The sequence below is a fragment of the Mucilaginibacter rigui genome (assembly GCF_014773275.1).
GTDB classification, from domain to species: Bacteria; Bacteroidota; Bacteroidia; order Sphingobacteriales; family Sphingobacteriaceae; genus Mucilaginibacter; species Mucilaginibacter rigui_A.
Map to the genome: position 1 here is coordinate 218,972 of NZ_JACWMW010000002.1, position 23,397 is coordinate 242,368.

Below are 23,397 nucleotides of genomic sequence, written 5' to 3' on the forward strand. Positions count from 1 at the left end.
CCGAGCCTGTCGAAGACTTAGCAGCCTTGCTAATGGTTCGACGGGCTCACCATGACATACCCCTATTGTCAGTCTGAGCTTGTCGAAGACTTAGCAGCCTTGCTAATGGTTCGACGGGCTCACCATGACATACCCTATTGTCAGTCTGAGCCTGTCGAAGACTTAGCAGCCTTGTTAATGGTTCGACAGGCTCACCATGACATACCCTATTATTACCAGCCCGAGCTTGTCGAAGACTTAGCAGCCTTGTTAATGGTTCGACAGGCTCACCATGACAGACCCTATTGTCAGTCTGAGCTTGTCGAAGACTTAGCAGCCTTGTTAATGGTTCGACAGGCTCACCATGACAGACCCTATTGTCAGTCTGAGCTTGTCGAAGACTTAGCAGCCTTGCTAATGGTTCGACAGGCTTATTTACTTTGAAATTTTGGGCGCTAAATATAAAAATGAAGACCCCGAATCGGAAGAAGAGATCTGGGTGCCGTTAAAGGCCAAATCTTCTAATTAGGTAAAAATTTTAACTGCGTTGATATTTTTATTATAGCTAAAATCACCCTTTTGGGGGGTGTTTTGTTTTGGTAGATTAGTTGCACTAAACCAATCACAAAACAATGGATATTCAAAAAGAATTTGAAGGCTTGCTTGCCCTTCAAAAAGCGCAGCCCGGCAATCGCCCGCTGCTTATGGGCGATAAGGATACCGATATTTTTCAATCGATCCTGAACGATTTAAAGGATACTGTAATATCAAAAGTAAAAAAGAAAGCTACCGGCTGGATCATGAACCTGGTAGGCCTTGGCCCCGGCCCCGAACCAAAAGATGAGGTTAAAGAAGCACTTGAAAAACAATATCAGGAACTAAAAGTAATTGAAAGTAAAATTGACGCGCTAAGCGCCGCTCTCAATACTGCAGTAGAAGCTATTAAAGCCGAAATAGACGGAGCTAAATACTACACCGCAGTACAGGGCATCAACACAAGCGCGGCCAATATCGATGCCGCTTTTGAACGCCTTAAAATGGCAGCACAATTAGAGGCTGGCACCGGCAAAAAATCCGAACTCGATGAACTGGCAGCATACATCCGTAATAACATCCCTAATGCCTTTATTGCTATAAAAAACAACCTGCTGGGTACGGCATCGGGCGGCGAGAACATGACTTCGCTGGGCACACGCGTGGCATTTAAAGCATCAAAATCCGTAAATGAGTATGCTGCCATGGCACATACCCAGTTTATGTATTATTATGGCTTACAGGTAAAGGCGCTTATGCTGATCATCGAGGCATATCATTACAACGATTCATCAGACATGGCTTCCAAATACTATAACAGCTACGTTGGGCAGATGAATGATGAGGTTAAAATATATATGGGCTATGCCCCAAAAACCGTACTTCAAAACACCCTGCAACTGGATACCGACGTAACGGATATTTTGCCGAAAGGCGACCGCCTGTATGTACAGGCGGGGATGCAAACGCCAGTCCCTAAGTTTATTACGCTAAACCCTAACACTGCTCAAAAAATAAATGAGTTTGCCCCGGATGATGTACGGATAAATTTTACCATGGCCGAAAAAGATGGCTTTGCCTATACCGCTTCTATGGCCAAAAGTGACGACGTGAGATGGGATATTATTAAAATAAAACTGGGCGATGCACCTGCCGAGGTTGGCCGCCTATCATGGGGGCCTCCGGGAAGTGGGTTTATGAGGGCCGCATTTCTGCTGGGCTTTGATATTGACGGCGATTACTTGTATGCCCTGTTTATGGCGATTGGTGTTCCGGGCTTTACCACGAAGGTGATAAACCTGAAAACATTTACGTTTGAGAGCGATTTAACTTTAACCGATCCGTTGCAGGGCGTGGGCAGTGGCAGCAGCAACGGGATACGGATTAAAAACAATAAAATGTATACTACCGCCTGGTTTAGCAGCGAAGCATACAGCACCTTAAAGATCATTGATGTTAAAACCAAAGCCATTATTAAAAGCATAAATATTGAACCCCAAAGCGGCAATGGCATAAAATCGCCGGTTGTGATAAAGGATAACTTGCTTTATTGTACCAGCGGCGATACACAACTGAGGGTGTTTGATATTTCTACCGATACCCCAACAAAACTATTACAGCAGCATATCAACATCTACATGCAAAATATTATTGTTGATGGTAACCTTATTTACATTACCAGCGACAGCAATATGCAGGATACGCGTGGCGATGTAAATGTTATTTATGTTGGCCCCAACTGGGCACTCTCGCAAAAAGCAATGAGGGTAGGCAATGGCACCAGCGCCTTACGGATGGATAAAACCCGTTTATATGCCGGGGCAGGCGGCGGCGAAACAGCCCTGTACATTATGAGTTACATCTCCGACCCAAATGCTTTGCTTATTCCCGTACAGCCAATCTTGGCTGGTTCATTACCAGAATAAAGTATCAAACAAAAGGCCTTGAACATTTCTGTTCAAGGCCTTTTCATATTATGCCATTCGCTAATGCCGCCTACTCCTATTGTGTAATTGGTTATCTAATGTAATACTTACAAAGTTGATAAGAAAAGGGGGCGTACCCGATGATTATGCTATGTCCTGAAACGTCCACACCAAAATACGGTTGGTTTTTTGCCCTTGCGACATGTTGATGGTTTTCACTTCCTTCGCACCCAAATAATCAAGCGATTTGTAACAGCCGGGCAGCGTAGTTTTTTGCGAGATCAAGGACGAGAACCATTTGCATGATTTGGCGAACTCCTTACTTTCGCTCATCATCTTATTCAGGAAACGGGGCTCGCCGCCTTCGCACCAAAGCTCGTTATTGCGGCCGCCAAAATTAAGTTCGGTGCCTTTATCCTGGCCCAGGTTTTTCCACTTGCGGCTCGATTTTTCCTTAACCTCTTTTGATGATGAATGGAACGGCGGGTTACACATCGTTATATCAAACTTTTCGCCGGGCTTAATGATCCCTTCAAAAATATTTGCATAAGATGTTTGCCTGCGGATATCTATAGCACCGGCAAGGTTGTTATCATCTACTATCTTTTTGGCTGCTGCTACCGCGATATAATCAGCCTCGCTGCCAACAAAATTCCATCCGTAGGCTTTGTGGCCAATAAGCGGGTAAATGCAGTTAGCACCAACGCCAACATCCAATACTTTAACGCTATTACCCGTAGGCACAACGCCGTTGTTCCCTTCGGCTAAAACATCGGCTATGTAATGGATATAGTCGGCCCGGCCGGGGATAGGCGGGCATAAAAAGCCTTCAGCGATATCCCATTGGGCTACCCCGTAGTATAGTTTCAAAAGCGCTTTATTAAGCGTTTTTACCGCGTCAGGGTCGGTAAAATTAATGGATAGCTCGTCGCGTTCGTTTTGTACAACAAATTCGCGAAGCGCAGGCAAGGTCTTTATCAATGCCTTGAAATCATACCTTCCCCGGTGCAAGTTGCGCGGGTGCAGGTTTGTTTTTTCTTCGCTGCTATTCTGTGACTGATCTGTCATTACAGGATGCTTTTTAAATCCGCAGGCGAATAATTGATAGATTTTAAGGTTTTGTTATCGTTAGTACGGTAAACTAAAAACAAGGCATCTTCCTCTTTATAATGGGCTTCGCTTCCATCCCTGTTTTTGTAATGTGCAATAGTGTCGTTTGCTTCCTCAACGGTTTTGCAGGCCTTGCTCATGTTTGAGCGATGCACCTCATCAAACAGTTCCTTAAACTTTTCGCCAAGTCCAAATTCAAGTATAGCACCTGCTAAAACGTATTGTATATCGCAAAGGGCGTCGGCAATTTCAACCAGGTTATTATCATCAATGGCTTCCTGTAGCTCTCTCACTTCTTCGGCCAGTAATGATACCCTTAAAGCGCTTCTTTCTTTTGATGGGATGGCAGGTTTATCAACTACCGGATGTTTAAACGTTTTATGAAACTCAGCTACCTGGTTTAATGCTCTTGGTTCTTCCATGTTATATTAAAAATGTATTGCTGTAAAATTATGGTATTTAATTCTATTTGTATCTTTCGGGATAATTTTAAACTATGAAAACCCTCACTGCTGCAAAACTTATCTTAACTATTGCGTTTACTGTTCTTTTAAGTACCCTTTCATTTGTGTCTGCAAAAACTCCTGAAGTACGCGACATTAACATAGCCGGATTGGTATTTAATTCTGAAACCCTCAGCCCAATCGACTCGGCTGCCATCTATGATAGCGGGAACAATATATTGGGTACCACCGATAAAAACGGATATTTTAAAATCACTATCCGTTACAATAACCCGGGCGAGATCTATTTTGGGCTACGGGTAGTAAAGCATGGTTTTCAAAAGTTCATCCGCCGCGAACATTGGGGAAACCTATCGGGCAACATCAGCACTATCATGTACTTTGGGTTAAATAGTTCAGCTAATAAAGCATTCTCATCTTCGCCTAATAGTATTGCCAATAGCAACGACCTTAGTTATGATAACGTACTGCGCAATTTTGATAAGGTAAAGGAAGAGAAAACCTTCAACGATAAACTTGCCAAAGCAAAAGCCGATAACCAGGACGTATTTATACCAATAGACAACCAGTTTTATTTGGTTAACAACACCGGTTGGATAAAGCTAACGTCTGAAACCGACCTGGTAGCTATCGATAAAAAAAATACAATTGCAGCAAATAAGCTGAACACCGTTATAAAACGCAGTAGCATTAAATGGATGACACCGGTAAGCGGTAAAGCCGAAAAATTTGCTGTTCATACCAAATAAAGACCGGCCAGTATCGTTTACTGTTTTGAGCTTGCAACCCTTTTCAAAAAATTGCCGTCTTAAAAGTTAATACCAAAACTTTAAAACTGCATGAAACAAAACGACTATTCAGCTGAAGCAATAGCTAAATTTAATACAGGCAAAAAAATTGCCTCATGGCTGCTTGTAGCAATTGTGTTATTCTGCGCATTAAACATTCGTGATATTACAAAACTGGTTGGTGTAAAAATACCGGGGTTCCCAATCCCTTACGGCGGTGCCATTGTAGACAATTTAAGCGCGGTTTTATTTGCAATTTTAGCTGCAATTATACTTATCCCTGGCCCTAAGGGCAGTGTATTTAGAGCATTGGGCGTTACCTGGAATGGCTTTAAGGGGCCGCTTCTTGCCCTTGTTGCTACCATCCCCTGCTGGATAGGCCTGGCCTTACAAGGGCCTCTTGTAAAAGATATTTCCCTGCTGGATATTTTGATGCTGGCTATTGTATTCCCCTTTGCCGAAGAATTGGTGTTTCGTGGATTTGGATCTTTATTTACACGCCGGGCATTAGGCTGGCATTGGGCACCAGCCATACTGCTGCAGTCCATTGCATTTGGATGGATTCACTGGCTTTCGGCAGGTGGCGACGGTAGCGGAATTGCCCTGCAGGTTTTGGGTATTACCTTTTTAGGCGCTGTAGTATTTGTGATATTAGATGCTATGGATGGTTATACCATCTGGAGCGGTTTTATATTCCATGCGTCGCTAAATGCCGCGTGGACCATGTTTTCGGTTTCAGATACCGCAGCAACCGGCTGGATCGGTAACTCCATCAGGATTGGAAGCGCCGGTTTAGCCATATTGCTGCTATGGTATTTTAATCAAAAGAAGAAATGGTAAGCTTTGAAACCCTGCAAGGTTATTTTATTGTACACAGGTTAGCGAAACAATATATTGAAGTGAAAATCTTAACTTTAATTACATGAAGTTTTCATCTTCTTATTTTTAATTCATAAAATGAATCTCATGATCTTCAAATATTTTAAAGGGCCGATTGATGAAATGAGTAACCTTGTTGATGAACAATCAATTTGCTCAATTTGTGGAAAAACAGACTATTGTTTTGAATTAGATTACGTCATTACTGATATTTTTAATGACGATGACAAAGATGGAAAGTTTGGATGTTACTCATGTTTAAAGGAAGGGAAGTTTGAATTTTGGCACGATACCGAATTCGGGATGCTTGATAAAAACGGTTTGAGTAAGGTTTATAAACATAATATGGTGAACCCGCCGTCGATTACGGCTGAAAGGCTAATAGAGTTAAGAAGAACACCGCAAATTATAACTTGGCAACAAGAATTGTGGCTAACGCATTGTGATGATTTTATGGTTTACAAAGGGACTTGGGAGCCAAAAGATTTTTATTCAAACAGTAAAGATGGCGACGGTAAAGCTCTTTTTATGAGCATGACAGATAAAGAACTAAATCATTTGTGGGATGATAGTTTACCAGAGACTGAGACAAAACTTGAAGCGTGGTATCCTACTTATTATGTATTCGAATGCAGCCACTGTGGCAAAATGCGCGGTAACTGGGATTGTGATTAGTCTTCAATCGTTTAAAATTAAAAACCCTCCAGATTTCCATCTAAAGGGTTTTTAATTTTATTCCCAAGGTGGGTCATTTTGTGGTCCCGACGAGAATCGAACTCATATCTAGAGTTTAGGAAACTCCTATTCTATCCGTTGAACTACGGGACCAGTTATTTTAGGAAATGCAAATTTGCAAATTTTACCTGACCCCGCCAATTAACGGCGAACATTAAATACAAATTATTTACTATTATTATGCGAGTTGCTTATTGCCCCGCCTGCACCAATAGCAGTAGCAACACCTATACCCGCCATCGCCTTGGCATAACCCGTTGCTTTTGAATTGATAAAGTAGTCCCCGCGCTTTTGGCTAAACTCCCTGAATTGTTTGGGATCCATGGTTGTGGTTAGTGATCTCGAAACAAAAAAATCGTGCTGGTACGTTGCCGGTTGTGCCTCGTTTCCATTTACAATATATAGCGTTAGGTAGCTTTTAAACCTTAGCGGCGAGCTTTGATCGCTAAAATCAGCCGACTTAACTTTTGTTAAACTAACGGTATCCTGGTATTTATAAACCATTCTTACTTTGTGAAAAACACTATCGGGAATGTTTAAAAACCCTTTGGTTAGCCTCACGCTGGTATTACTGCTTTGCGAATGGGGTGGCAAAAAAGTGGTGTTTTTTGGCAAGCCTGCCACCGCATTAATGCTGCCGGTAGTATAGCCGGGATTACTGAATGACGGGTTGTTATTATAATGATAAGAATCTGTTTGCGCATTAATGCTGCCTGTTATGGCAACTTTATCGGGCGCATAACTAACTGCCGCCCCATCAATTATCAAGGCTGATTTTTGCCAATCGATGTATAATGGTTTGTTTAATTTGTTTTGAACATTAACGGTAACAGGGGCGTTGGGTCCGTAAAAAGAATAGGCTATCTTAACAGAATCATTTTCAAATTCAAAATCGCCCGTTTGCTGGTTTTTTGTTCCGTTTGTGCTGCTAATAACGTTTACCTGGTACCTGCTGCATGAGGTAATAACGAAGCAGCAAAATACTAAAGCTGTAAAAAGTAAAGGTTTCATGATGATATGGAACTAAGTGTTAATATTAAACTGTGACTTAAATACTAACCCACAGTTTAATAGTTAACAAAATTGTTACCTTATCACAGACCCATTTGGCATTTCATCGGCAGGCGTAACAAAGCTCAGCTTACCTTCGGCATTCTCAGCCATCAGTATCATCCCTTGCGACATGATGCCTTTGATCTCCCTTGGCTCCAGGTTAACCAGAATGCTTACCTGTTTGCCTATGATGGCTTCGGGCTCGTAATGCTCAGCAATGCCCGATACAACCGTGCGTTGGTCTATCCCTGTATCAATAGTAAGCTTTAACAGCTTTTTAGTTTTGGCTACTTTCTCGGCTGTTAATATGGTACCGGTACGGATATCCAGCCCTACAAACTCATCAAAGGTAATGTTAGCTTTTGCAGGTGCAATAACGTGTTTCGCAACTACTGCCGATGCGGCTTTTTTATCCGCCAGCTTTTGTATCTGTTTTTCTATCGCTTCATCCTCTACCTTTTCAAATAACAAAGCTGCAGGGTTTAACTGATGGCCATTTGAAAATTCAAGTTCCTGATCAAAAGTAACTGCATCCAAATTAAGCATACCGAATATTTTGGCGGCCGTTGCCGGCAAAAACGGTTGCAGGCATGTAGCCAGGTGGCCTATCAGTATCAAACTGTTATGTAAAGCTGTTTTAGCAGCTTCAGGGTCACTTTTAATCGTTTTCCATGGCTCTTGCTCGGTAAGGTAACGGTTGCCTAAGCGGGCCATATCCATCACGTTCTGCAGGCCCGCGCGGAAACGATAGCTTTCCAGGCTTTTGCCCAATTCATCATAGTAACCGCCCAACTCAGCACCTACTTTGGCATCGCTTAATTTAATAACACCGTTATCGCTCTCTACCTTGCCTTCGTAATATTTGTGCATCAGTATCATTACGCGGTTAACGTAGTTACCCAAAATGGCAACCAGTTCATTATTTACGCGTGCCTGGTAATCTTTCCAGGTAAATTCGCTGTCGCTTGTTTCCGGTAATATAGATGTAAGCACATAACGCAATTCATCCTGCTTACCGGGGAATTCTTCCAGGTACTCATGCAGCCAAACCGCGTGGTTGCGGGATGTGGATAGCTTATCGCCTTCCAGGTTTAAAAACTCATTTGCGGGCACATTCTGCGGCAATATATAATCGCCATGCGCTTTTAATATCGCCGGGAATATGATACAGTGGAACACAATATTATCCTTACCAATAAAATGCATCAGGCAGGCATCATCTTCGGTATTGGCTTGCTTTTTCCAGTACTGCTGCCAGTCCTTACCATTATCTGTTGCCCATTGTTTGGTTGCAGATATATAGCCTATCGGCGCATCCATCCACACGTATAATTTTTTACCTTTTGCTTCTTCTAAAGGCACGTCAATACCCCAATCCAGGTCACGGGTCATAGAGCGTGGCTGCAAGCCCGATTTTAACCAGGAGCGGCATTGGCCAAATACGTTTACCTTCCACTCCCCCTCTTTTTCATCAATCCATTTCTCTAACCATGGTTGGTATTTATCCAATGGCAAATACCAGTGTTTGGTTGGTTTTAACACAGGTTTTTTACTGCTTAGGGTTGATATTGGGTCTATCAGGTCTGTTGGGTTTAGCGATGTGCCGCAATTTTCGCACTGGTCGCCGTAGGCTTTATCATAGCTGCAAACGGGGCAGGTGCCTGTAATATATCTATCGGCCAAAAACTGATCAAAATCTTCGTCGTAGTATTGCTCAGAGTATTTTTCAATGAACTCCCCTTTTTCGTAAAGGTTCAGGAAAAACTCCTGCGACAGATCATGATGAATAGCCGATGAAGTACGGTGATAGATGTCAAACGCTATCCCAAATTCTTCAAAACTATCTTTAATCTGGTTATGGTATTTATCAATAATTGCTTGTGGCGTGGTGCCTTCCTTTTTTGCTTTTATGGTGATGGCTGCGCCATGCTCGTCAGATCCGCAAATGTACACTACATCCTTTTTCATTAGCCGCAGGTAACGTACAAAAATATCTGCAGGCAGGTATGCCCCAGCCAGGTGGCCAATATGCAGCGGCCCGTTTGCATACGGTAGCGCTGAGGTTATGGTGTATCTTTTATATTTGTTAAGTTGCGACATTAAACAGGGATGTTTATTAATTTGCAAAGATAATTTTTTTAAGTCAGAAAGTTGGGAAAGACGGAAAGTCCGTAAGACCGGAAGACAAGAATATGAGTTAGCTTTAAAAGTATATTTTAATCTTTCGGACTTATGCCAGCTAAAGGACTTTCGGACACTGCTATACCATACTTAAAAAAAGGCGACAAGATAGCTATTACCTGCCCGGCCAAAAAGCTACCTATCCCTATGACGGATGCGGTAAACTTGCTTACATCCTGGGGGCTTGAAGTGGTATTAGGCGATACCGTAAACGCAAGCTACAATCAATTCGCTGGTGATGATGCCTTCCGCGCGGCAGACCTGCAACGTTTTATTGAGGATGACAGCATCAAAGCAATTATTTGCGCACGCGGCGGATATGGTTGTATCCGCATGGTTGACCTGGTTGATTTTAGCTATCTGAAAACAAACCCCAAATGGCTGGTGGGATTTAGCGATATAACCTTATTGCATTCCCATGTAATTGCTAACTACAACTTACCTTGTATACATGGCCAAATGCCCCTGAATATTCCCGATGCATCCAAATATTCTTTGGAAACATTAAAAACGGCTTTGTTTGGCGAGAAGCTGGCGTATCAACTAAAATCTAATCCGCTTAACCGTATGGGTGAAAGTGCCGGGATACTGATAGGCGGTAACCTTTCTTTATTACTCGCCATATCCGGCTCGGTAAGTGATATGGCTTATGAAGGCAAGATTTTGTTTATTGAAGATGTAGGCGAATACCTATACGCGGTAGACAGGATGCTGCGGGCTTTAAAACGTGCAGGTAAACTCAAAAACATTGCAGGCCTCATCGTGGGCGGGTTTACTGATCTTAAAGATAATGACATTCCGTTTGGCCAAACACTGCCCCAAATTGTAATGGATGTTGTGGCAGAATATGATTACCCGGTTTGCTTTGATTTCCCGGCAGGGCATATACCTAATAACTGCAGCCTGGTTTTAGGTAAAACAATAAATTTATCGGTAATATCCGATAGCGTTAATATTAATTATGAATAAATATGGCATACTTAAGCAACTTAAATAACTACCGTAATACCGGCCTGCTTATACTAAGGGTAGGTTTGGGAGCAATGATGATTTATCACGGATACCCTAAACTTTTAGGCGGCCCTCATGGCTGGGCTGGGCTGGGTGAATCTACCAAATATGTGGGGATACATTTTTGGCCGGTACTGTGGGGGTTTTTAGGTGCCCTTACGGAAACACTTGGCGGGTTTTTGATAATAATCGGTTTGGTTTTCAGGCCTGCTGCTCTTTTCCTGATGTTGTTTCTTATTGTTGCTGCTGCGACCCATTTTGGAGAAGGTGAAGGATTGGGCGGTGCCGCGCATGCCGTTGAACTGGTATTTGTTTTTGCCGGGTTAATATTTGTGGGCCCGGGAAAATACAGTGTAGATAAAAAGTAAAAGCCGATTAATTAACCGGTTTTTATTAATTTTTATAATGTGTAAAACAACCCCTCATATATAGACACGCTTGAACTAGAGTTTCTTCTATATTTAACATAATTACCACCAGAAGCATTACCCCATGTACCGGTAAGTAAAACACATGGCACACCGTTTTCGGTGAATGAAACTATATTACCCGAGGATCCTCCAAAATTATCTCCTGTAACAGCAAAAGTATGGCCTTTTGGGTCAAATACCCAATAAACCAATCTGTTTTCTTAACGATAATGTTTATGCCCCCCCTAAATGATGCCATTGGTAAAATAAATACCAATATCACTAAACATAATATTGCTTTTTCACAAAGCTGTGATTAGGTAAAAGATTAACTGTCAGGCAATACTCCTAAAATGCTAATTATATGTAAAAAAATTTACAAAAAAAAGCCGCCCTGTAGTAGGGCGGCTTTTACAATATTAGGCTTTATTAATTCCTAGGCGACTTAAACACGTATGTTTCGTCGAAAGTACGTGCACCGCCGTTACTTGTCCACTTAACATGGAATGTTTTGGTTGCCGGGTCCCAAGTGCTTGGGCCGGTGTTGCCAATAGGTAATAAGCTTGACATAGAAACGGTAACATTATTAGTTGCCGGATCAATAGTAAGTGTTTGAGCATTTGAATAAACACCTAACAATCCCGGATCTAATGCAACTGTGTTAGCACCAGTAGTTACCAGATCAAGAGTGTTTGTACCGTTACCTAAACTACTTGTGTATGTATGCGTATAGGTGCCATCATATGGGTTTTTAGCGCCAATTTGCATTAAAATGGTGCCATAGTTACCGCTGATTGTTCCGCGGCTAACTGAAGTGATCTTTAAAGCAACAACATACTGTTTATTAAAGTCTGTAATATTGGTAGTATTAACTTTACCTTTTATCACGCCTTTTCTCTCTCCTTTTTTGATCACAACGCTTGTACCCTCTATGCTATACCAGCTTGTTGGCATTGGCTCTAAGTTTACAGTTTCATGGTCGCGGTCAAGTCTTTCTTGATTATACTGTGTAAGAGCTGTGTTATCAAGACCGAAATTTACCGTGATATCCTCCGGAGCAGCTTCACCACCTGTATAGTTTACTTCGAAAGTAAGGTCTACACTTGGGTTGATTTCCAAACTTCTTAAGTATAATGGGAAAGTACTTCCCGATGGCGATACTGGCGCATCTCCTGTAACAGCGGTAGACCACTCAATAACCGCAGGTGAGTTATTAGGCGTCAGGTTAGTTTTGTTATCCTTTAAACACCCTGTAAAACCTACAGCTGCGGTGAATAAGATAATGCTAAAATATTTTTTCATTTTGTTTAATTTAAATGGGATGTTAATTTAAATCGTAAAACACTCGTGATGTAAACGCATTGATTCCCTGCGGTACATTAGTTGGGTTAAGTGCGTATTCCGACTGTGGATATAAAACCCTAACTGGTAATTTATCAAGACGAGTTGATGTAGATTGAGTAGAAGCAAAGTTATAATACTCAAGGTGAGCACCAGCAGGAGCAAATTGCGCACCTGTTACAGGGTACCCTGTTCTTCTGTAATCTGACCATCCCTCATTGCTGTGGATGTAGTTAACCGCAATCCATTTCTGAGTAATGATAGCCTCTAGCTTACGCTGAATAGCATCTGTATTATACTTATCATTCGGGTTAACCGACTCTGGTTGTTTCGGCAAACCGTAAATCACTAAGTAGTTGTTCGGGTTATTACCTTCATTCAGATAATAATCAAAATCACTACCTGCACCTGTACCTTTAACACGAACCGGATCCCAGCTTTCATCTTGTTTAGTATATAAATACCTTTCAGATGCCTGTATACCTAAGTTAAAATTAGTAGCATCATTACCGGCAACAATACCAAAAAGGTTTGCTTCTGCCTGCAAGAAATAGCTTTCTGCAGCAAGCATTAATGGCTGAGACATGGTTGGTCCTTTTAAAACACCAAGGCCTGAACCTGAAGTTGAGCTACCCGAGCCTGTAAACCAAGGAGTGCCATTTGGTGATAGTGGTACAAACTGATTCTGTACGCCTAATTGGTTACCGTCATCATAGTTTTTATAAGTTACAACCGGTGCATGATTGCCATACCCTCTAACATCGTCTTCAATTTTAGTACCATCATAAAAACCGAATGCAAAAAATGTTGGCAGGGTTGTTAGCTGTTGAACGTTACCGGCAGCATCCCATGCGTAAGAGTTCCAATGTGGGTTTTGTTTACCACTTTGTGCAGCATAACCTGGTTGTACTTTTACATCATAAGTAACAAAAGTAGCCCCGGCTAATTTAGCTTTCTCCTCGTTGAAAGTTGCGCTAAAAGTTGGTACTTCGCGGGTACGAACAAGCATTTTTAATTTCAGCGTATTTGCAAACTGGGTCCATCTTGCAGATGGGAAACCTGTTGAAGCTTCAAAGTTTGTAAAGTTAGCTGCATCACCTTCACCACCGGCATAAACGATATCTATCCTTTGGCTGTTAGGGCTTGTAGCTGTTTTAATGGTTACTTGTGGATCATTTGGAAGAGCTAAAGAAGCAATAGCTTCATTGATCTCTTTAAATAAACCACGGTAAACATCCTCTGCTTTATCATATTTAGGGCTAAGATTACCTAAGCCCTTTAATGCTTCAGAGTATGGAACATCATTATAAACATCAATTAAGCGTAAGTAGCAAAACGCTTTCATGATCTTAGCTATGGCATTATAGTTTTTATATGGGCCTGTAGCATCCGTTTTGTTTATAATAGTTTGGTAATCGTTAAGGTTGTTAAAACTCTGAGACCATAAACCAGTGTTATCGCTGGTTGAATAGTTGTAAGTTAAAACAGACCCGAAACCACCGTAACCACCTGCGTTAGCCTGATAACCACCAGCCCATGCACCATAGCTGTTAAAGGTTACGTTTGTAGCAGCGGTTTGCGCTACAGCCGCAGGCAAAATCAAGTCCGGGGTTACATCTATTGGTGAGTTTGGATTGTTATTAACATCCAGATACTTTTTACATGAAGTTGCCGCAATTAAACAGCCCCCCATAAGTATCATACTAAATATTTTTATCCTTTTCATCTTTTTTCTGTTAAAAAAATTATAATGTTACTGTTAAGGTAGCGCCGTAGTAACGGGTTGGAGGCGTTTGACTTAACGATTGGATACCGATTGCGTTACCGTCGGTAAAGTTAAACTCTGGGTCAGTGTACAAGTTCGATTTAGGAACCCATAAGAATAAGTTACGGCCTTGTGCACTAATGCTTACACCTTTAACATATTTTTGACCTGCAAGTACTGATTTAGGTAAATCGTAGGTTAATGATACCTCACGTATTTTCCATGATGCACCACTGTAAATGTAGTTGGTAGCAATGTTCATGTTACGGTTGTTATCAGCAAAGAAACCTGCGCCACCATCAGATACTGTAATGTTTGTGTTTGCGATGTATGAATCAGTAGCTGCATCATAGTATGATGAGTTAGGGAATACGAAACGCTCACGGTTGTAATATGCAGTTCTGATACCTGAACCAGAGAAATCATAAGTACCCGCGCCGCTGTTGTATACAACAAAACCACCACGGTACTCAGCTAAAGCAAATAACCTTAAGTTTTTGTATTTAACCTCGAAGTTTAAGCCCAAACGGTGTTTAGGGTTAGTATTCCCTAAAATAGTTTGATTTGGGTTAGCAATAGGGTAACCTGTTGTTTTGTCGATAACTACACGGCCTTGAGAATCGCGTTGGTAATCTGAACCTTGTAACATTGGATAAGAATATCCGGTGATAGCATATGCCTGTGCCTGTGCACCTGAGCTTAAAGCTAATTGTTTAAGGTCGGCGCTTATTTCTGTAACCTTGTTATCATTGTAAGTATAGTTACCACCTAATGTTAACTGCCATCCGTTTGATGTTTTCAATGGGATAAAGCTTAACACTGTCTCGATACCTTCGTTTTTAACGTTACCTGTATTGGTTAAGAATTGTGTATAACCGGTAGCGTTAGATAAACCTGTAGGTACTGTTTGGTCAGTAGTATTTGTTTTGTAGTAGGTAACATTCGCGCTGATACGCTCATCAAGGAATAACGCGTCGAAACCACCTTCAAAACCCTTGGTAATCTCTGGGCGAAGGCTTGGAGATACTAACTGACCGCTGATTCTGTAACCAGGGCCTGTGCTGAATGGATAACCAGCAGCCTGGCTGTAAGTAGGTACGTTAGCATAAGCGCCAATGTTAGCCTGACCTACTTTAGATACCGAAGCACGGATCTTTAAGCTGCTTAATATACGATTGTTTTTTAATGATTCGAAAGCCTGAGTAGGTACAAATGATGCACTTAATGAAGGGTAGAAGAATGAACGGTTTGCTACCGCTAAAACTGAAGTCCAGTCGTTACGGCCGGTACCTTCTAATGTTAAGTAATCTTTGTAAGTTACCCTTAAATCACCATAAACACCAACCTGCCTTCTAACAGCAGAACTTTGTCCACCGTCTGGGGTTGGGGTATAACGTTGCGCTACGTTAAACAGATCGCGCTGAATCAAACCTGTTGCATTAATAGTTTGCGCATTATCATTATTTCCTCGTAATTGACCACCTGCGGTAAATGACACCTTAAAGTCGCCGTAGGTTTTAGCATAAGTACCCTGGAATTCGGATAATAACTGGGTAGTATATGAGCTACCATCTTCAACACTGCCAGCAATATTGCTTTTACCATTGAATTTACCACTAGCTAAAGTGTATGGGGTGAAAACAAATTTATTTGAATACGTTTTGTATGAAGTATTGTAAGTAGAGATACCCACACGACCAGTGAACGTTAACTCATCAATCGGCCTCCATTTCAGCTCTAACCTACCGATCAAATAATCATTTCTGGTTTTTTGACGGCTATTAGCCGCGGTATAGTATGGGTTGTTATAATAGTCGTTATAAAAACCATTAGGATTAGCATACTCATTATTTTGCCAATCTTTATAATCTGTAATACGGATGTTATCCGGTTGGTTTAACAAGTTGTCATAAATTGTACCTGTAGCCGAAGTAATATCATAACGGTTTTGAACGTAGTTAGCACCGTAATCAATACTTACTTTGTTACCCAGATCTCGTGTACCGTTTAAACGTAATGACACCCTGTTATATTTATCACCAGGAGTAGTACCATTTTGTGTTACGTACTGGCCAGATAAATAAACTGTTGATTTATCATCACCTGAAGTTAAGGTGAAGTCAGACTGGTTCATTGTACCTGTATTCCAGAAATCATTTTTAGAATTGGTAGCAGCATATGGTAACATTTGCTGATCGCCATTCTCTAACACCCTACCTACAGGCCTCAGTACACCATCAAACGCAGGACCGTATTGTTGGTTCTCGTAAGGAATATAAGCCTGGATATCGTTGTTAGAACCAGAACCAAATTTGTTCTGAACTTTAGGGAAGTAACTAACCTGCTCCCAGCTTGTAGTATTTGAGAAACGGATAGAGGTTTGTCCTTTTTTACCTTTTTTGGTTGTGATCAATAACGCACCGTTTGATGCATCAGAACCATAAAGTGCAGCACCTGATGAACCGTTTAACACCTGGATATCTTCGATATCCTCAGGGTTTAAGTTGGTAAGTACAGCGTTCGGAACAATAATGTTATCCAAAACCACCAAAGCCTGGTTGTTACCAAGTAATGAACGGTTACCACGCAGTACGATACGTACCTGAGGGTTAACACCGCTGCTTACAACGTTAACCTGCAAACCAGCAACTTTACCAGATAATGCTGCTGCAACACTTGGAGTTTTACCTTGTGTAATAGCCTGGCTTTTAAGCTGTGTAGTTGCGTAACCCTGTGTACTTTTTTGCACCTGCAAACCAGCAGCCGCAACAACCACCTCGCCCAATTGGCTTGAGCTTGATTCCAATGACAAGCTTACTACACCACTTGCCGGAATAAGAGATTCCTTTTTTTGGAAGCCGATAAATGAGAAGCTTAATGATTTTGCCGATGCAGGCACGCTTAGACTGAATTTTCCGGAAGCATTGGTTTGGGTACCAATTGAAGTTCCAGACACTGTAACACTTACTCCTGGCAATGGCAAGCCATCATCCTTTGAAGTAACTGTACCAGTAATTGTACGATTTTGTGCATATACCTGTGTTATGCATAACATCAGGAAACACAAACTTACTAGTAGAAGTTTTTTCATGTTTGTTAATAATAAGATCAGTTAATAGTTAATTAGTCATAAAAGTAGTGTTACGTTATCAATAAATCAAATTAAAAAGTAAAAAAAGATGAATTTTCATAAAATAAATTCAAAAAATTAAAATAAAATAAAAAATATAGTACTATGTATTGCATAATACATTCCAAAACATATATCTTTGCATTATGATTGTTGAAAATACACAAACCCAAATGAGGAAAGGCATACTGGAGTATTGCATACTTTCCATTATAGCAAAGGGTGAGATATATGCTTCAGATATTATATCTGAGTTAAAAAAAGCCCGCCTGCTTGTAGTTGAGGGTACGTTATACCCTTTATTAACCCGCTTAAAAAATAATGGCCTGCTCTCATACAACTGGGTGGAGTCGACATCGGGGCCCCCGCGAAAGTATTATGTACTGAGCGACGAAGGCCGCAAGGTGCTTGAGCAGCTTGATGGAACCTGGCAGGAACTGGCATTTGCCGTACAAACAGCAATTGGCGACAGAAACAATTAATAAAACCACTAATTATCACCCAATCATGAATAAAACTATCATCATAAATATAAACGGCATCGTTTTTCATATAGAAGAAGATGCTTACGAGATACTTAAAAGCTACATGACCGATGTACAGCGTCATTTCCTCAATTCGGCCGACAGCCTGGAGATCACAACGGATATAGAGAACCGCATAGCCGAAATGTTTAACGAAATACTGCTTAAAGAAGGCAAACAGGTTGTTGTTTTGCAGGATGTTAAAACAGTTGTTGAGCAAATGGGCTCGGTTGAGGATTTTGAAACAGTTGAAGATGGTGCAAAACCACATGCACAGCAGGCATTTACTTACGGTACAGAGCCCCGCCGCCTTTTCCGCGACCCGGACGACCACCTGGTTGCAGGCGTATGCTCGGGCATTGCCAATTACTTTGATTTTAACCCGGTGTGGGTACGTTTACTATTTGCCATTGCTATAGCCTTTGCGGGCACAGGCTTTATACTGTATATTATATTATGGATAGTTGTACCAAAGGCCGTTACCCGTGCCGACCGTATGGCCATGAAAGGCCAGAAACTGGACCTTCAGGGTTTTAAAAACAATTTTGAGGAGGAACTGAACACCGTAAAAGGCAACCTTCACAATTTCCAAAACGAGGCCCGCCCACTTGTATATAAAACCCGCGATTTTGCAGGCGACCTTTTTGGGCACATAGGCAGCTTTGTAGGCGGCGCTGGTAAAATGCTGGGTAAACTTGTTGCTATAGCCATACTGGCAAGCTGCTTTGCCGGTATCATATTTCTTATTGTGATAACCATATCCGCATTTTTTTATGGCAACCACAATATGAATATATACCGCATCTTTCCGTTTAACATAGTTAACCAGCAGGTAAATAACATATTTATTATATGCTCATTATTAATGCTTATAATACCGTTGCTGGCTATTATACTGGCTATAATAAATTATGTATTCAAAGGTAATGTAATTAACCGCACCGCGGGTTCGGCCTTATTAATGGTTTGGGTTGTTGCATTAAGTGTGGTTGTATATTATACCGCTAAAACATCTGCCGATTTTAAATCGGGCGCCAGCTTTAGCCAAACCATAAATATCAAACCCAGTGCCGATAGCACTTATTACTTAAAGCTTAATGATATTAAATACCTTACTGCCGAAGACAGCATCCGTTTAAAAGTTAAAGACGATTTTAGGGGCCGCGTTATATTAGACGACGATGAGGACAATAATATGGATATGCCCGACAAAAACATCGATCTTTATATCGAGAAAAGCGATGTAGCACAACCGGTACTGGTAGAATCGTTCAGTGCACGCGGTTCTGATTATGACGATGCTTTATTTAATGCACGCGGTACAACTTACCATTTTGAACAGCAGGGCAATGTATTGAAATTTAACCGCAGGTTCGAAAAACAGATCAACAGATTATGGCGTGCGCAAGAGTTACACCTAACCTTAAAAATACCTTTAAACGCTAAGGTGGTAATTGATGATCAGATAGATCGGTTTGTGAGAGGTGTGAGCGTTTATGATTGCAAGCGCGATAATAAAAAAGAAGGCGAATCATCAGCCAAATTCATCATGACCGATAACGGGCTGCAATGTAAGGTAGATACCCTGGTTATCCCGCAAACGCCACAGCAGAAAGCTGCTGCTGATAGTGCTGCCAGAGCAAATAACGGAGAATAATGAAACCTATTATAAAGTATATAAGCCTGCTGCTGTTCAGCGGGCTTATATTACCCTTTTTCAATTCCTCAAATACAAAAAAACAGGCAATAGAGGGCTCCGCCTGTATAACTGCCCCGCACCCTGCAAAAAACCTGTGGCCACATTCATTTATCTATCAGGCTATTGCAGATATATACTTCCCTGAACTTACAAATTGAAAATAATCTGTAACCTAAAGCACTGTTTTAACATCTTACTATAAAAAAACAATTACATGCCTGCCCGTGCCGGCATACCACATAAACCCTGTACCTATGCAAACATCTACACTATATATAATATAGCCCGGGCTATTCGCCTCAGCAACTAAACAAATTTTAATGCTATTTCAAAAAAACAAGGGATAAGCCCTTGCAGGATTTTTATTGCCTAAATTTTTACATCATGAAAACACACATCACTAAACTACTATATATAATACTCCTGTTAATAACCCCTGCCGCACTTAGCGCACAGGCAACCAAACCAACAGCAGGCATAACAGGCCAGCTGCAAAACGAACAGGCAAAGCCAATGGACTATGCCACAGTAACGCTGCTAAGGGGCAAAGATTCCTCGGTAGTTAAAAGCACGCTTACCAACGATGCCGGCAAATACAAGTTTGATAACCTTATTGCCGGTCGCTACATCATCAAAGCGACAACCGTAGGCTACCAGTCATCATATAGTCCCGTGCTTGAAATTGATAACGAGGTGATCAGCGCGCCGGTTATAAAAATGCAGCAAAGCAGCCGTAACCTGCAGGGGGTTACCATTACCGCGGCAAAACCGCTTATTGAACGTAAGCTTGACCGTACTGTAATGAACGTGGAAAACAGCGTACTTGCGGCAGGTAACAACGCCTTAGAAATTCTGGAACGCGCACCCGGTGTTACCATTGATAAAGATGATAACATTACCCTGAAAGGTAAACAGGGCGTAACGGTAATGATAAATGATAAGCTTACTTATCTTTCATCGGCACAACTGGCAGCTTTATTACGCTCTACAGATGGCAGCACTATCCAGTCTATCGAGGTTATAACCAACCCCTCTTCCAAATACGATGCTTCCGGCAACTCGGGTATCATCAACATAAAACTAAAAAAGAATAAGCAAAGCGGCACAAACGGCAGTTTAACCACAGGGGCCGGCTATGGCAAAAACTTTAGGGATAACACAAGCCTTACGTTTAACCACAAAACCGGCAACCTTAATTTGTTTGGTACGTTAACCCACGGCGATATTACCCGCGAGAATGTGCTGGATATAAACAGGACTGTTGTAAGTGGCCCAACAACACGGTACTTTACTCAAAGCACTTTGATGAAAAAGCCCGTACATTATAATAACTACCGCGTAGGTGCCGATTATAATACATCGGCCAAAAACACGTTAGGCTTTGTAGTAAGCGGCGATTATACCAATGAGGTTAACAACAACACCAGCAGAACAAACATCGGTTCGCAGCCTATGGGGATCGACTCCTTCCAGAACACCCTGTCGGGCATTAAACAAACCTATCGTAATATAGCGGTTAACCTTAATGATAAGCTGGTAATAGATACTACCGGCCAGGAGCTGAGCATCGACCTGGATTATTCTAAGTTTAATAACAACTCATTCGCCAACTACGATACTTACTTTTTCCTTCCGGATGGGAGTACGCCACGGCCTACGTTATTTTTACGTAACCAAACGCCATCAACCATCAGTATCTATACCGCAAAGGCCGATTACACCTATCCGCTTAGCAAAAGCCTGAAACTGGAAACAGGTGTAAAAGCAAGTTCGGTAAAAACCGATAATGACTTGCGGGCCGAAATTGAACAGGGTGGCGTGTTTGTGAACGATGCATCGCGCACCAACCGTTTTATTTACGATGAAAAGGTTAACGCTGCTTACATAAACCTTGGGCAAACATTCAAAAAAACAACTATACAGGCAGGTTTACGTGCCGAGAACACTACCTCTACCGGGAACCTGATCACCAATAGTAATGTTGTTCACCGTTCATACCTTGATTTCTTCCCCAGTGTATTTATTAATCAAACCCTGTCTGATAAACACGAATTAGGGATCAACTACAGCCGCAGGATAGACCGCCCGGGTTATGATAACCTTAACCCATTTACTTACTATCTTGACCAGTACACCTACGAAAAAGGCAACCCTTTCCTGAAACCTCAGTACACTAATAGTTTTGAATTAGCCTACACTTATAATAAAACCCTTAATGTTACACTGGGATACAGCCGCACTACTGATGCAAGCGTAGATGTTTTATATACTGATACTGTAAGGAAGGCTACCTTCCAGACTAACGAAAACCTGCAAACACGGGATAACTACAACATCAATATCAATACGCCTTATACTATTACCAAATGGTGGACAGGAAACCTTAATGTTGATGGCTTTTACCAAAGCTTTAAATCGGCAGCGCTTTTGGGGCAGATGCTAAATAACGGTCAGTTCGCTTTCCAGGGCCGCGCCACGCAAACGTTTATACTACCGGGATATAAATTTGAGCTTACAGCCAACTATCAGTCGGCACAAAGCTACAGCATATTTAAAATGAAATCTCAGTATGCAATTGATGCAGGGGTAAGCCATTCTTTCTACCAGAAAAAAATGAACCTTAAGCTTGCTGTAAGCGATATATTTAACACCCGCAAAAGCAGGGTAAGCACCAACTATTCAGATACCCAGCTTAACCTGGTACAGAAAAACGAAACACGCATTGCCCGTATAACCTTTACGTACAACTTTGGTAACAGCAAAATAAAGGCCCGCCAGCACCAAACCGGCGCCGAAGATGAAAAAGGCAGGGTGAAAAGTGGGGGATAGAAATAGATAATAATGGTGTCATTGCGAGGAACGTAATGGCGTGGCAATCTTAAAGGACAAGTGAATATGCTTAGATTGCCACGCCCTACCCTTGCAATTACACCTGTTTACTTAGATGAAAAAGGCCGGTGAAAAGTGGGGGAATAGAAATAGATAATAATTGTGTCATTGCGAGGAACGTAGTGACGTGGCAATCTTAAAGGACAAGTAAATATGCTTAGATTGCCACGCCCACGCTTGCAATTACACCTGTTTACTTAGATGAAAAGGCCGGTGAAAAGCGGGGATAGAAATAGATAATAATTGTGTCATTGCGAGGAACGTAGTGACGTGGCAATCTTACAGAACAAGTAAATATGCCTAGATTGCCGCGCCCACGCTTGCAATGACACCTGTTACTTAGATGAAAAAGGCCGGTGAAAAGCGGGGATAGAAATAGATAATAATGGTGTCATTGCGAGAAACGTAGTGACGTGGCAATCTTACAGGACAAGTGAATATGCTTAGATTCCCACGCCCAACGCTTGCAATTACACCTGTTTACTTAGATGAAAAAGGCCGGTGAAAAGCGGGGATAGAAATAGATAATAATGGTGTCATTGCGAGGAACGTAGTGACGTGGCAATCTTACAGGACAAGCGAATATGCTTAGATTGCCACGCTCAACGCTTGCAATTACACCTGTTTACTTATAGTAAATATACAGAATCACTAATCGTACCAACCCTCACTTAAATCGGTCCAATCCGGATTTGTAGAATTTATCAAATCTATTTTCTTTTGCCGTGAACCAGCCTTAATTTGCTTTTCCCTGGCAATTGCATCATTAACCCATTGAAAAACTTCAAAATAAACCAATTTACTACATTGATATTTCGCTGTAAATCCTTTATTTATTTTTTCTTTATGTTCTAAAATGCGGTTCTTCAAATCGCTTGTTACACCCGTATACAGAACGTTGTCTGATGCGTTGGTGACTATATAAATACAATATTGGTGTACATACATGGGTATTGCACTGTTTCTATCTGTCCGATGAG

At 41.5% G+C, this 23,397-nt stretch carries 17 protein-coding genes and 1 tRNA gene; 9 read left to right on the forward strand and 9 right to left on the reverse strand.

Going from position 1 to position 23,397, the window contains the following annotated elements; translation table 11 throughout:
- Positions 1 to 611: 611 nt before the first annotated feature.
- Entirely contained in the window at positions 612 to 2,438 is a 1,827-nt protein-coding gene (locus IDJ75_RS08070; protein WP_191175124.1) for an LVIVD repeat-containing protein, read from the forward strand.
- 144 nt (positions 2,439 to 2,582) lie between these two features.
- Here the strand turns inward: IDJ75_RS08070 and rlmF are convergent, their stop codons facing one another.
- Entirely contained in the window at positions 2,583 to 3,506 is a 924-nt protein-coding gene (gene rlmF / locus IDJ75_RS08075) for a 23S rRNA (adenine(1618)-N(6))-methyltransferase RlmF (protein ID WP_191175125.1), read from the reverse strand.
- Positions 3,506 to 3,970 carry a pyrophosphohydrolase domain-containing protein gene (locus IDJ75_RS08080; RefSeq protein WP_191175126.1) on the reverse strand — a complete coding sequence of 155 codons (465 nt, stop codon included), beginning with the start codon at positions 3,968 to 3,970 and terminating at the stop codon, positions 3,506 to 3,508. The genes rlmF and IDJ75_RS08080 overlap by 1 nt, the downstream gene beginning before the upstream one ends.
- Positions 3,971 to 4,044: 74 nt before the next feature.
- Here IDJ75_RS08080 and IDJ75_RS08085 point away from each other — a divergent pair, with 74 nt between their 5' ends.
- From IDJ75_RS08085 to IDJ75_RS08095, 3 genes are all read left to right on the forward strand, one after another.
- A complete protein-coding gene (locus tag IDJ75_RS08085; protein ID WP_191175127.1) occupies positions 4,045 to 4,761 on the forward strand; it encodes a peptidase associated/transthyretin-like domain-containing protein in 717 nt (238 codons plus the stop codon).
- A gap of 90 nt (positions 4,762 to 4,851) precedes the next feature.
- Complete coding sequence (locus IDJ75_RS08090; protein ID WP_191175128.1) at positions 4,852 to 5,640, forward strand: CPBP family intramembrane glutamic endopeptidase; 789 nt, start codon at positions 4,852 to 4,854, stop codon at positions 5,638 to 5,640.
- Between the two features lie 126 nt (positions 5,641 to 5,766).
- Positions 5,767 to 6,354 (forward strand): CbrC family protein, encoded by a 588-nt coding sequence (locus IDJ75_RS08095; RefSeq protein WP_191175129.1) that lies wholly within the window; start codon positions 5,767 to 5,769, stop codon positions 6,352 to 6,354.
- Between the two features lie 81 nt (positions 6,355 to 6,435).
- Here the strand turns inward: IDJ75_RS08095 and IDJ75_RS08100 are convergent.
- From IDJ75_RS08100 to metG, 3 genes are all read right to left on the reverse strand, one after another.
- A tRNA-Arg gene (locus IDJ75_RS08100) sits at positions 6,436 to 6,507 on the reverse strand.
- A 72-nt stretch (positions 6,508 to 6,579) separates the two neighbouring features.
- Positions 6,580 to 7,425, reverse strand: a complete 846-nt coding sequence (locus tag IDJ75_RS08105) for a hypothetical protein (protein ID WP_191175130.1) — start codon at positions 7,423 to 7,425, stop codon at positions 6,580 to 6,582.
- A 75-nt stretch (positions 7,426 to 7,500) separates the two neighbouring features.
- Positions 7,501 to 9,567 (reverse strand): methionine--tRNA ligase, encoded by a 2,067-nt coding sequence (gene metG, locus IDJ75_RS08110; protein WP_191175131.1) that lies wholly within the window; start codon positions 9,565 to 9,567, stop codon positions 7,501 to 7,503.
- A gap of 132 nt (positions 9,568 to 9,699) precedes the next feature.
- Between metG and IDJ75_RS08115 the strand changes: the two genes are divergently transcribed.
- The gene (locus tag IDJ75_RS08115; RefSeq protein ID WP_191175132.1) at positions 9,700 to 10,617 is read left to right on the forward strand and encodes a S66 peptidase family protein; all 918 of its coding nucleotides are present in this window, start codon (positions 9,700 to 9,702) and stop codon (positions 10,615 to 10,617) included.
- A 2-nt stretch (positions 10,618 to 10,619) separates the two neighbouring features.
- Positions 10,620 to 11,027 carry a DoxX family protein gene (locus IDJ75_RS08120; RefSeq protein WP_191175133.1) on the forward strand — a complete coding sequence of 136 codons (408 nt, stop codon included), beginning with the start codon at positions 10,620 to 10,622 and terminating at the stop codon, positions 11,025 to 11,027.
- A gap of 471 nt (positions 11,028 to 11,498) precedes the next feature.
- Here the strand turns inward: IDJ75_RS08120 and IDJ75_RS08125 are convergent, their stop codons facing one another.
- Genes IDJ75_RS08125 through IDJ75_RS08135 form a run of 3 tightly spaced genes read right to left on the reverse strand, consistent with a single transcriptional unit; the run spans position 11,499 to position 17,266 of the window.
- A complete protein-coding gene (locus IDJ75_RS08125; protein ID WP_191175134.1) occupies positions 11,499 to 12,371 on the reverse strand; it encodes a DUF1735 domain-containing protein in 873 nt (290 codons plus the stop codon).
- Between the two features lie 22 nt (positions 12,372 to 12,393).
- Positions 12,394 to 14,136 carry a SusD/RagB family nutrient-binding outer membrane lipoprotein gene (locus tag IDJ75_RS08130; protein WP_191175135.1) on the reverse strand — a complete coding sequence of 581 codons (1,743 nt, stop codon included), beginning with the start codon at positions 14,134 to 14,136 and terminating at the stop codon, positions 12,394 to 12,396.
- 19 nt (positions 14,137 to 14,155) lie between these two features.
- Positions 14,156 to 17,266 carry a SusC/RagA family TonB-linked outer membrane protein gene (locus tag IDJ75_RS08135; protein WP_191175136.1) on the reverse strand — a complete coding sequence of 1,037 codons (3,111 nt, stop codon included), beginning with the start codon at positions 17,264 to 17,266 and terminating at the stop codon, positions 14,156 to 14,158.
- 185 nt (positions 17,267 to 17,451) lie between these two features.
- On the opposite strand from IDJ75_RS08135, the gene IDJ75_RS08140 reads away from it, so the two are divergent.
- From IDJ75_RS08140 to IDJ75_RS08150, 3 genes are all read left to right on the forward strand, one after another.
- Positions 17,452 to 17,787, forward strand: a complete 336-nt coding sequence (locus IDJ75_RS08140) for a PadR family transcriptional regulator (protein ID WP_191175137.1) — start codon at positions 17,452 to 17,454, stop codon at positions 17,785 to 17,787.
- Positions 17,788 to 17,812: 25 nt separating this feature from the next.
- A complete protein-coding gene (locus IDJ75_RS08145; RefSeq protein ID WP_191175138.1) occupies positions 17,813 to 19,486 on the forward strand; it encodes a PspC domain-containing protein in 1,674 nt (557 codons plus the stop codon).
- A 426-nt stretch (positions 19,487 to 19,912) separates the two neighbouring features.
- A complete protein-coding gene (locus IDJ75_RS08150; RefSeq protein ID WP_191175139.1) occupies positions 19,913 to 22,357 on the forward strand; it encodes an outer membrane beta-barrel family protein in 2,445 nt (814 codons plus the stop codon).
- 711 nt (positions 22,358 to 23,068) lie between these two features.
- Here the strand turns inward: IDJ75_RS08150 and IDJ75_RS08155 are convergent.
- Positions 23,069 to 23,365 (reverse strand): GIY-YIG nuclease family protein, encoded by a 297-nt coding sequence (locus IDJ75_RS08155; RefSeq protein ID WP_191175140.1) that lies wholly within the window; start codon positions 23,363 to 23,365, stop codon positions 23,069 to 23,071.
- Positions 23,366 to 23,397: the final 32 nt, after the last annotated feature.

Excerpts from the sequence above, each read along its gene's own strand:
- IDJ75_RS08070 (WP_191175124.1), top strand. The coding sequence starts at position 612 with ATGGATATTCAAAAAGAATTTGAAGGCTTGCTTGCCCTTCAAAAAGCG.
- rlmF (WP_191175125.1), bottom strand. The coding sequence starts at position 3,506 with ATGACAGATCAGTCACAGAATAGCAGCGAAGAAAAAACAAACCTGCAC.
- IDJ75_RS08080 (WP_191175126.1), bottom strand. The coding sequence starts at position 3,970 with ATGGAAGAACCAAGAGCATTAAACCAGGTAGCTGAGTTTCATAAAACG.
- IDJ75_RS08085 (WP_191175127.1), top strand. The coding sequence starts at position 4,045 with ATGAAAACCCTCACTGCTGCAAAACTTATCTTAACTATTGCGTTTACT.
- IDJ75_RS08090 (WP_191175128.1), top strand. The coding sequence starts at position 4,852 with ATGAAACAAAACGACTATTCAGCTGAAGCAATAGCTAAATTTAATACA.
- IDJ75_RS08095 (WP_191175129.1), top strand. The coding sequence starts at position 5,767 with ATGATCTTCAAATATTTTAAAGGGCCGATTGATGAAATGAGTAACCTT.
- IDJ75_RS08105 (WP_191175130.1), bottom strand. The coding sequence starts at position 7,425 with ATGAAACCTTTACTTTTTACAGCTTTAGTATTTTGCTGCTTCGTTATT.
- metG (WP_191175131.1), bottom strand. The coding sequence starts at position 9,567 with ATGTCGCAACTTAACAAATATAAAAGATACACCATAACCTCAGCGCTA.
- IDJ75_RS08115 (WP_191175132.1), top strand. The coding sequence starts at position 9,700 with ATGCCAGCTAAAGGACTTTCGGACACTGCTATACCATACTTAAAAAAA.
- IDJ75_RS08120 (WP_191175133.1), top strand. The coding sequence starts at position 10,620 with ATGGCATACTTAAGCAACTTAAATAACTACCGTAATACCGGCCTGCTT.
- IDJ75_RS08125 (WP_191175134.1), bottom strand. The coding sequence starts at position 12,371 with ATGAAAAAATATTTTAGCATTATCTTATTCACCGCAGCTGTAGGTTTT.
- IDJ75_RS08130 (WP_191175135.1), bottom strand. The coding sequence starts at position 14,136 with ATGAAAAGGATAAAAATATTTAGTATGATACTTATGGGGGGCTGTTTA.
- IDJ75_RS08135 (WP_191175136.1), bottom strand. The coding sequence starts at position 17,266 with ATGAAAAAACTTCTACTAGTAAGTTTGTGTTTCCTGATGTTATGCATA.
- IDJ75_RS08140 (WP_191175137.1), top strand. The coding sequence starts at position 17,452 with ATGATTGTTGAAAATACACAAACCCAAATGAGGAAAGGCATACTGGAG.
- IDJ75_RS08145 (WP_191175138.1), top strand. The coding sequence starts at position 17,813 with ATGAATAAAACTATCATCATAAATATAAACGGCATCGTTTTTCATATA.
- IDJ75_RS08150 (WP_191175139.1), top strand. The coding sequence starts at position 19,913 with ATGAAAACACACATCACTAAACTACTATATATAATACTCCTGTTAATA.
- IDJ75_RS08155 (WP_191175140.1), bottom strand. The coding sequence starts at position 23,365 with ATGTATGTACACCAATATTGTATTTATATAGTCACCAACGCATCAGAC.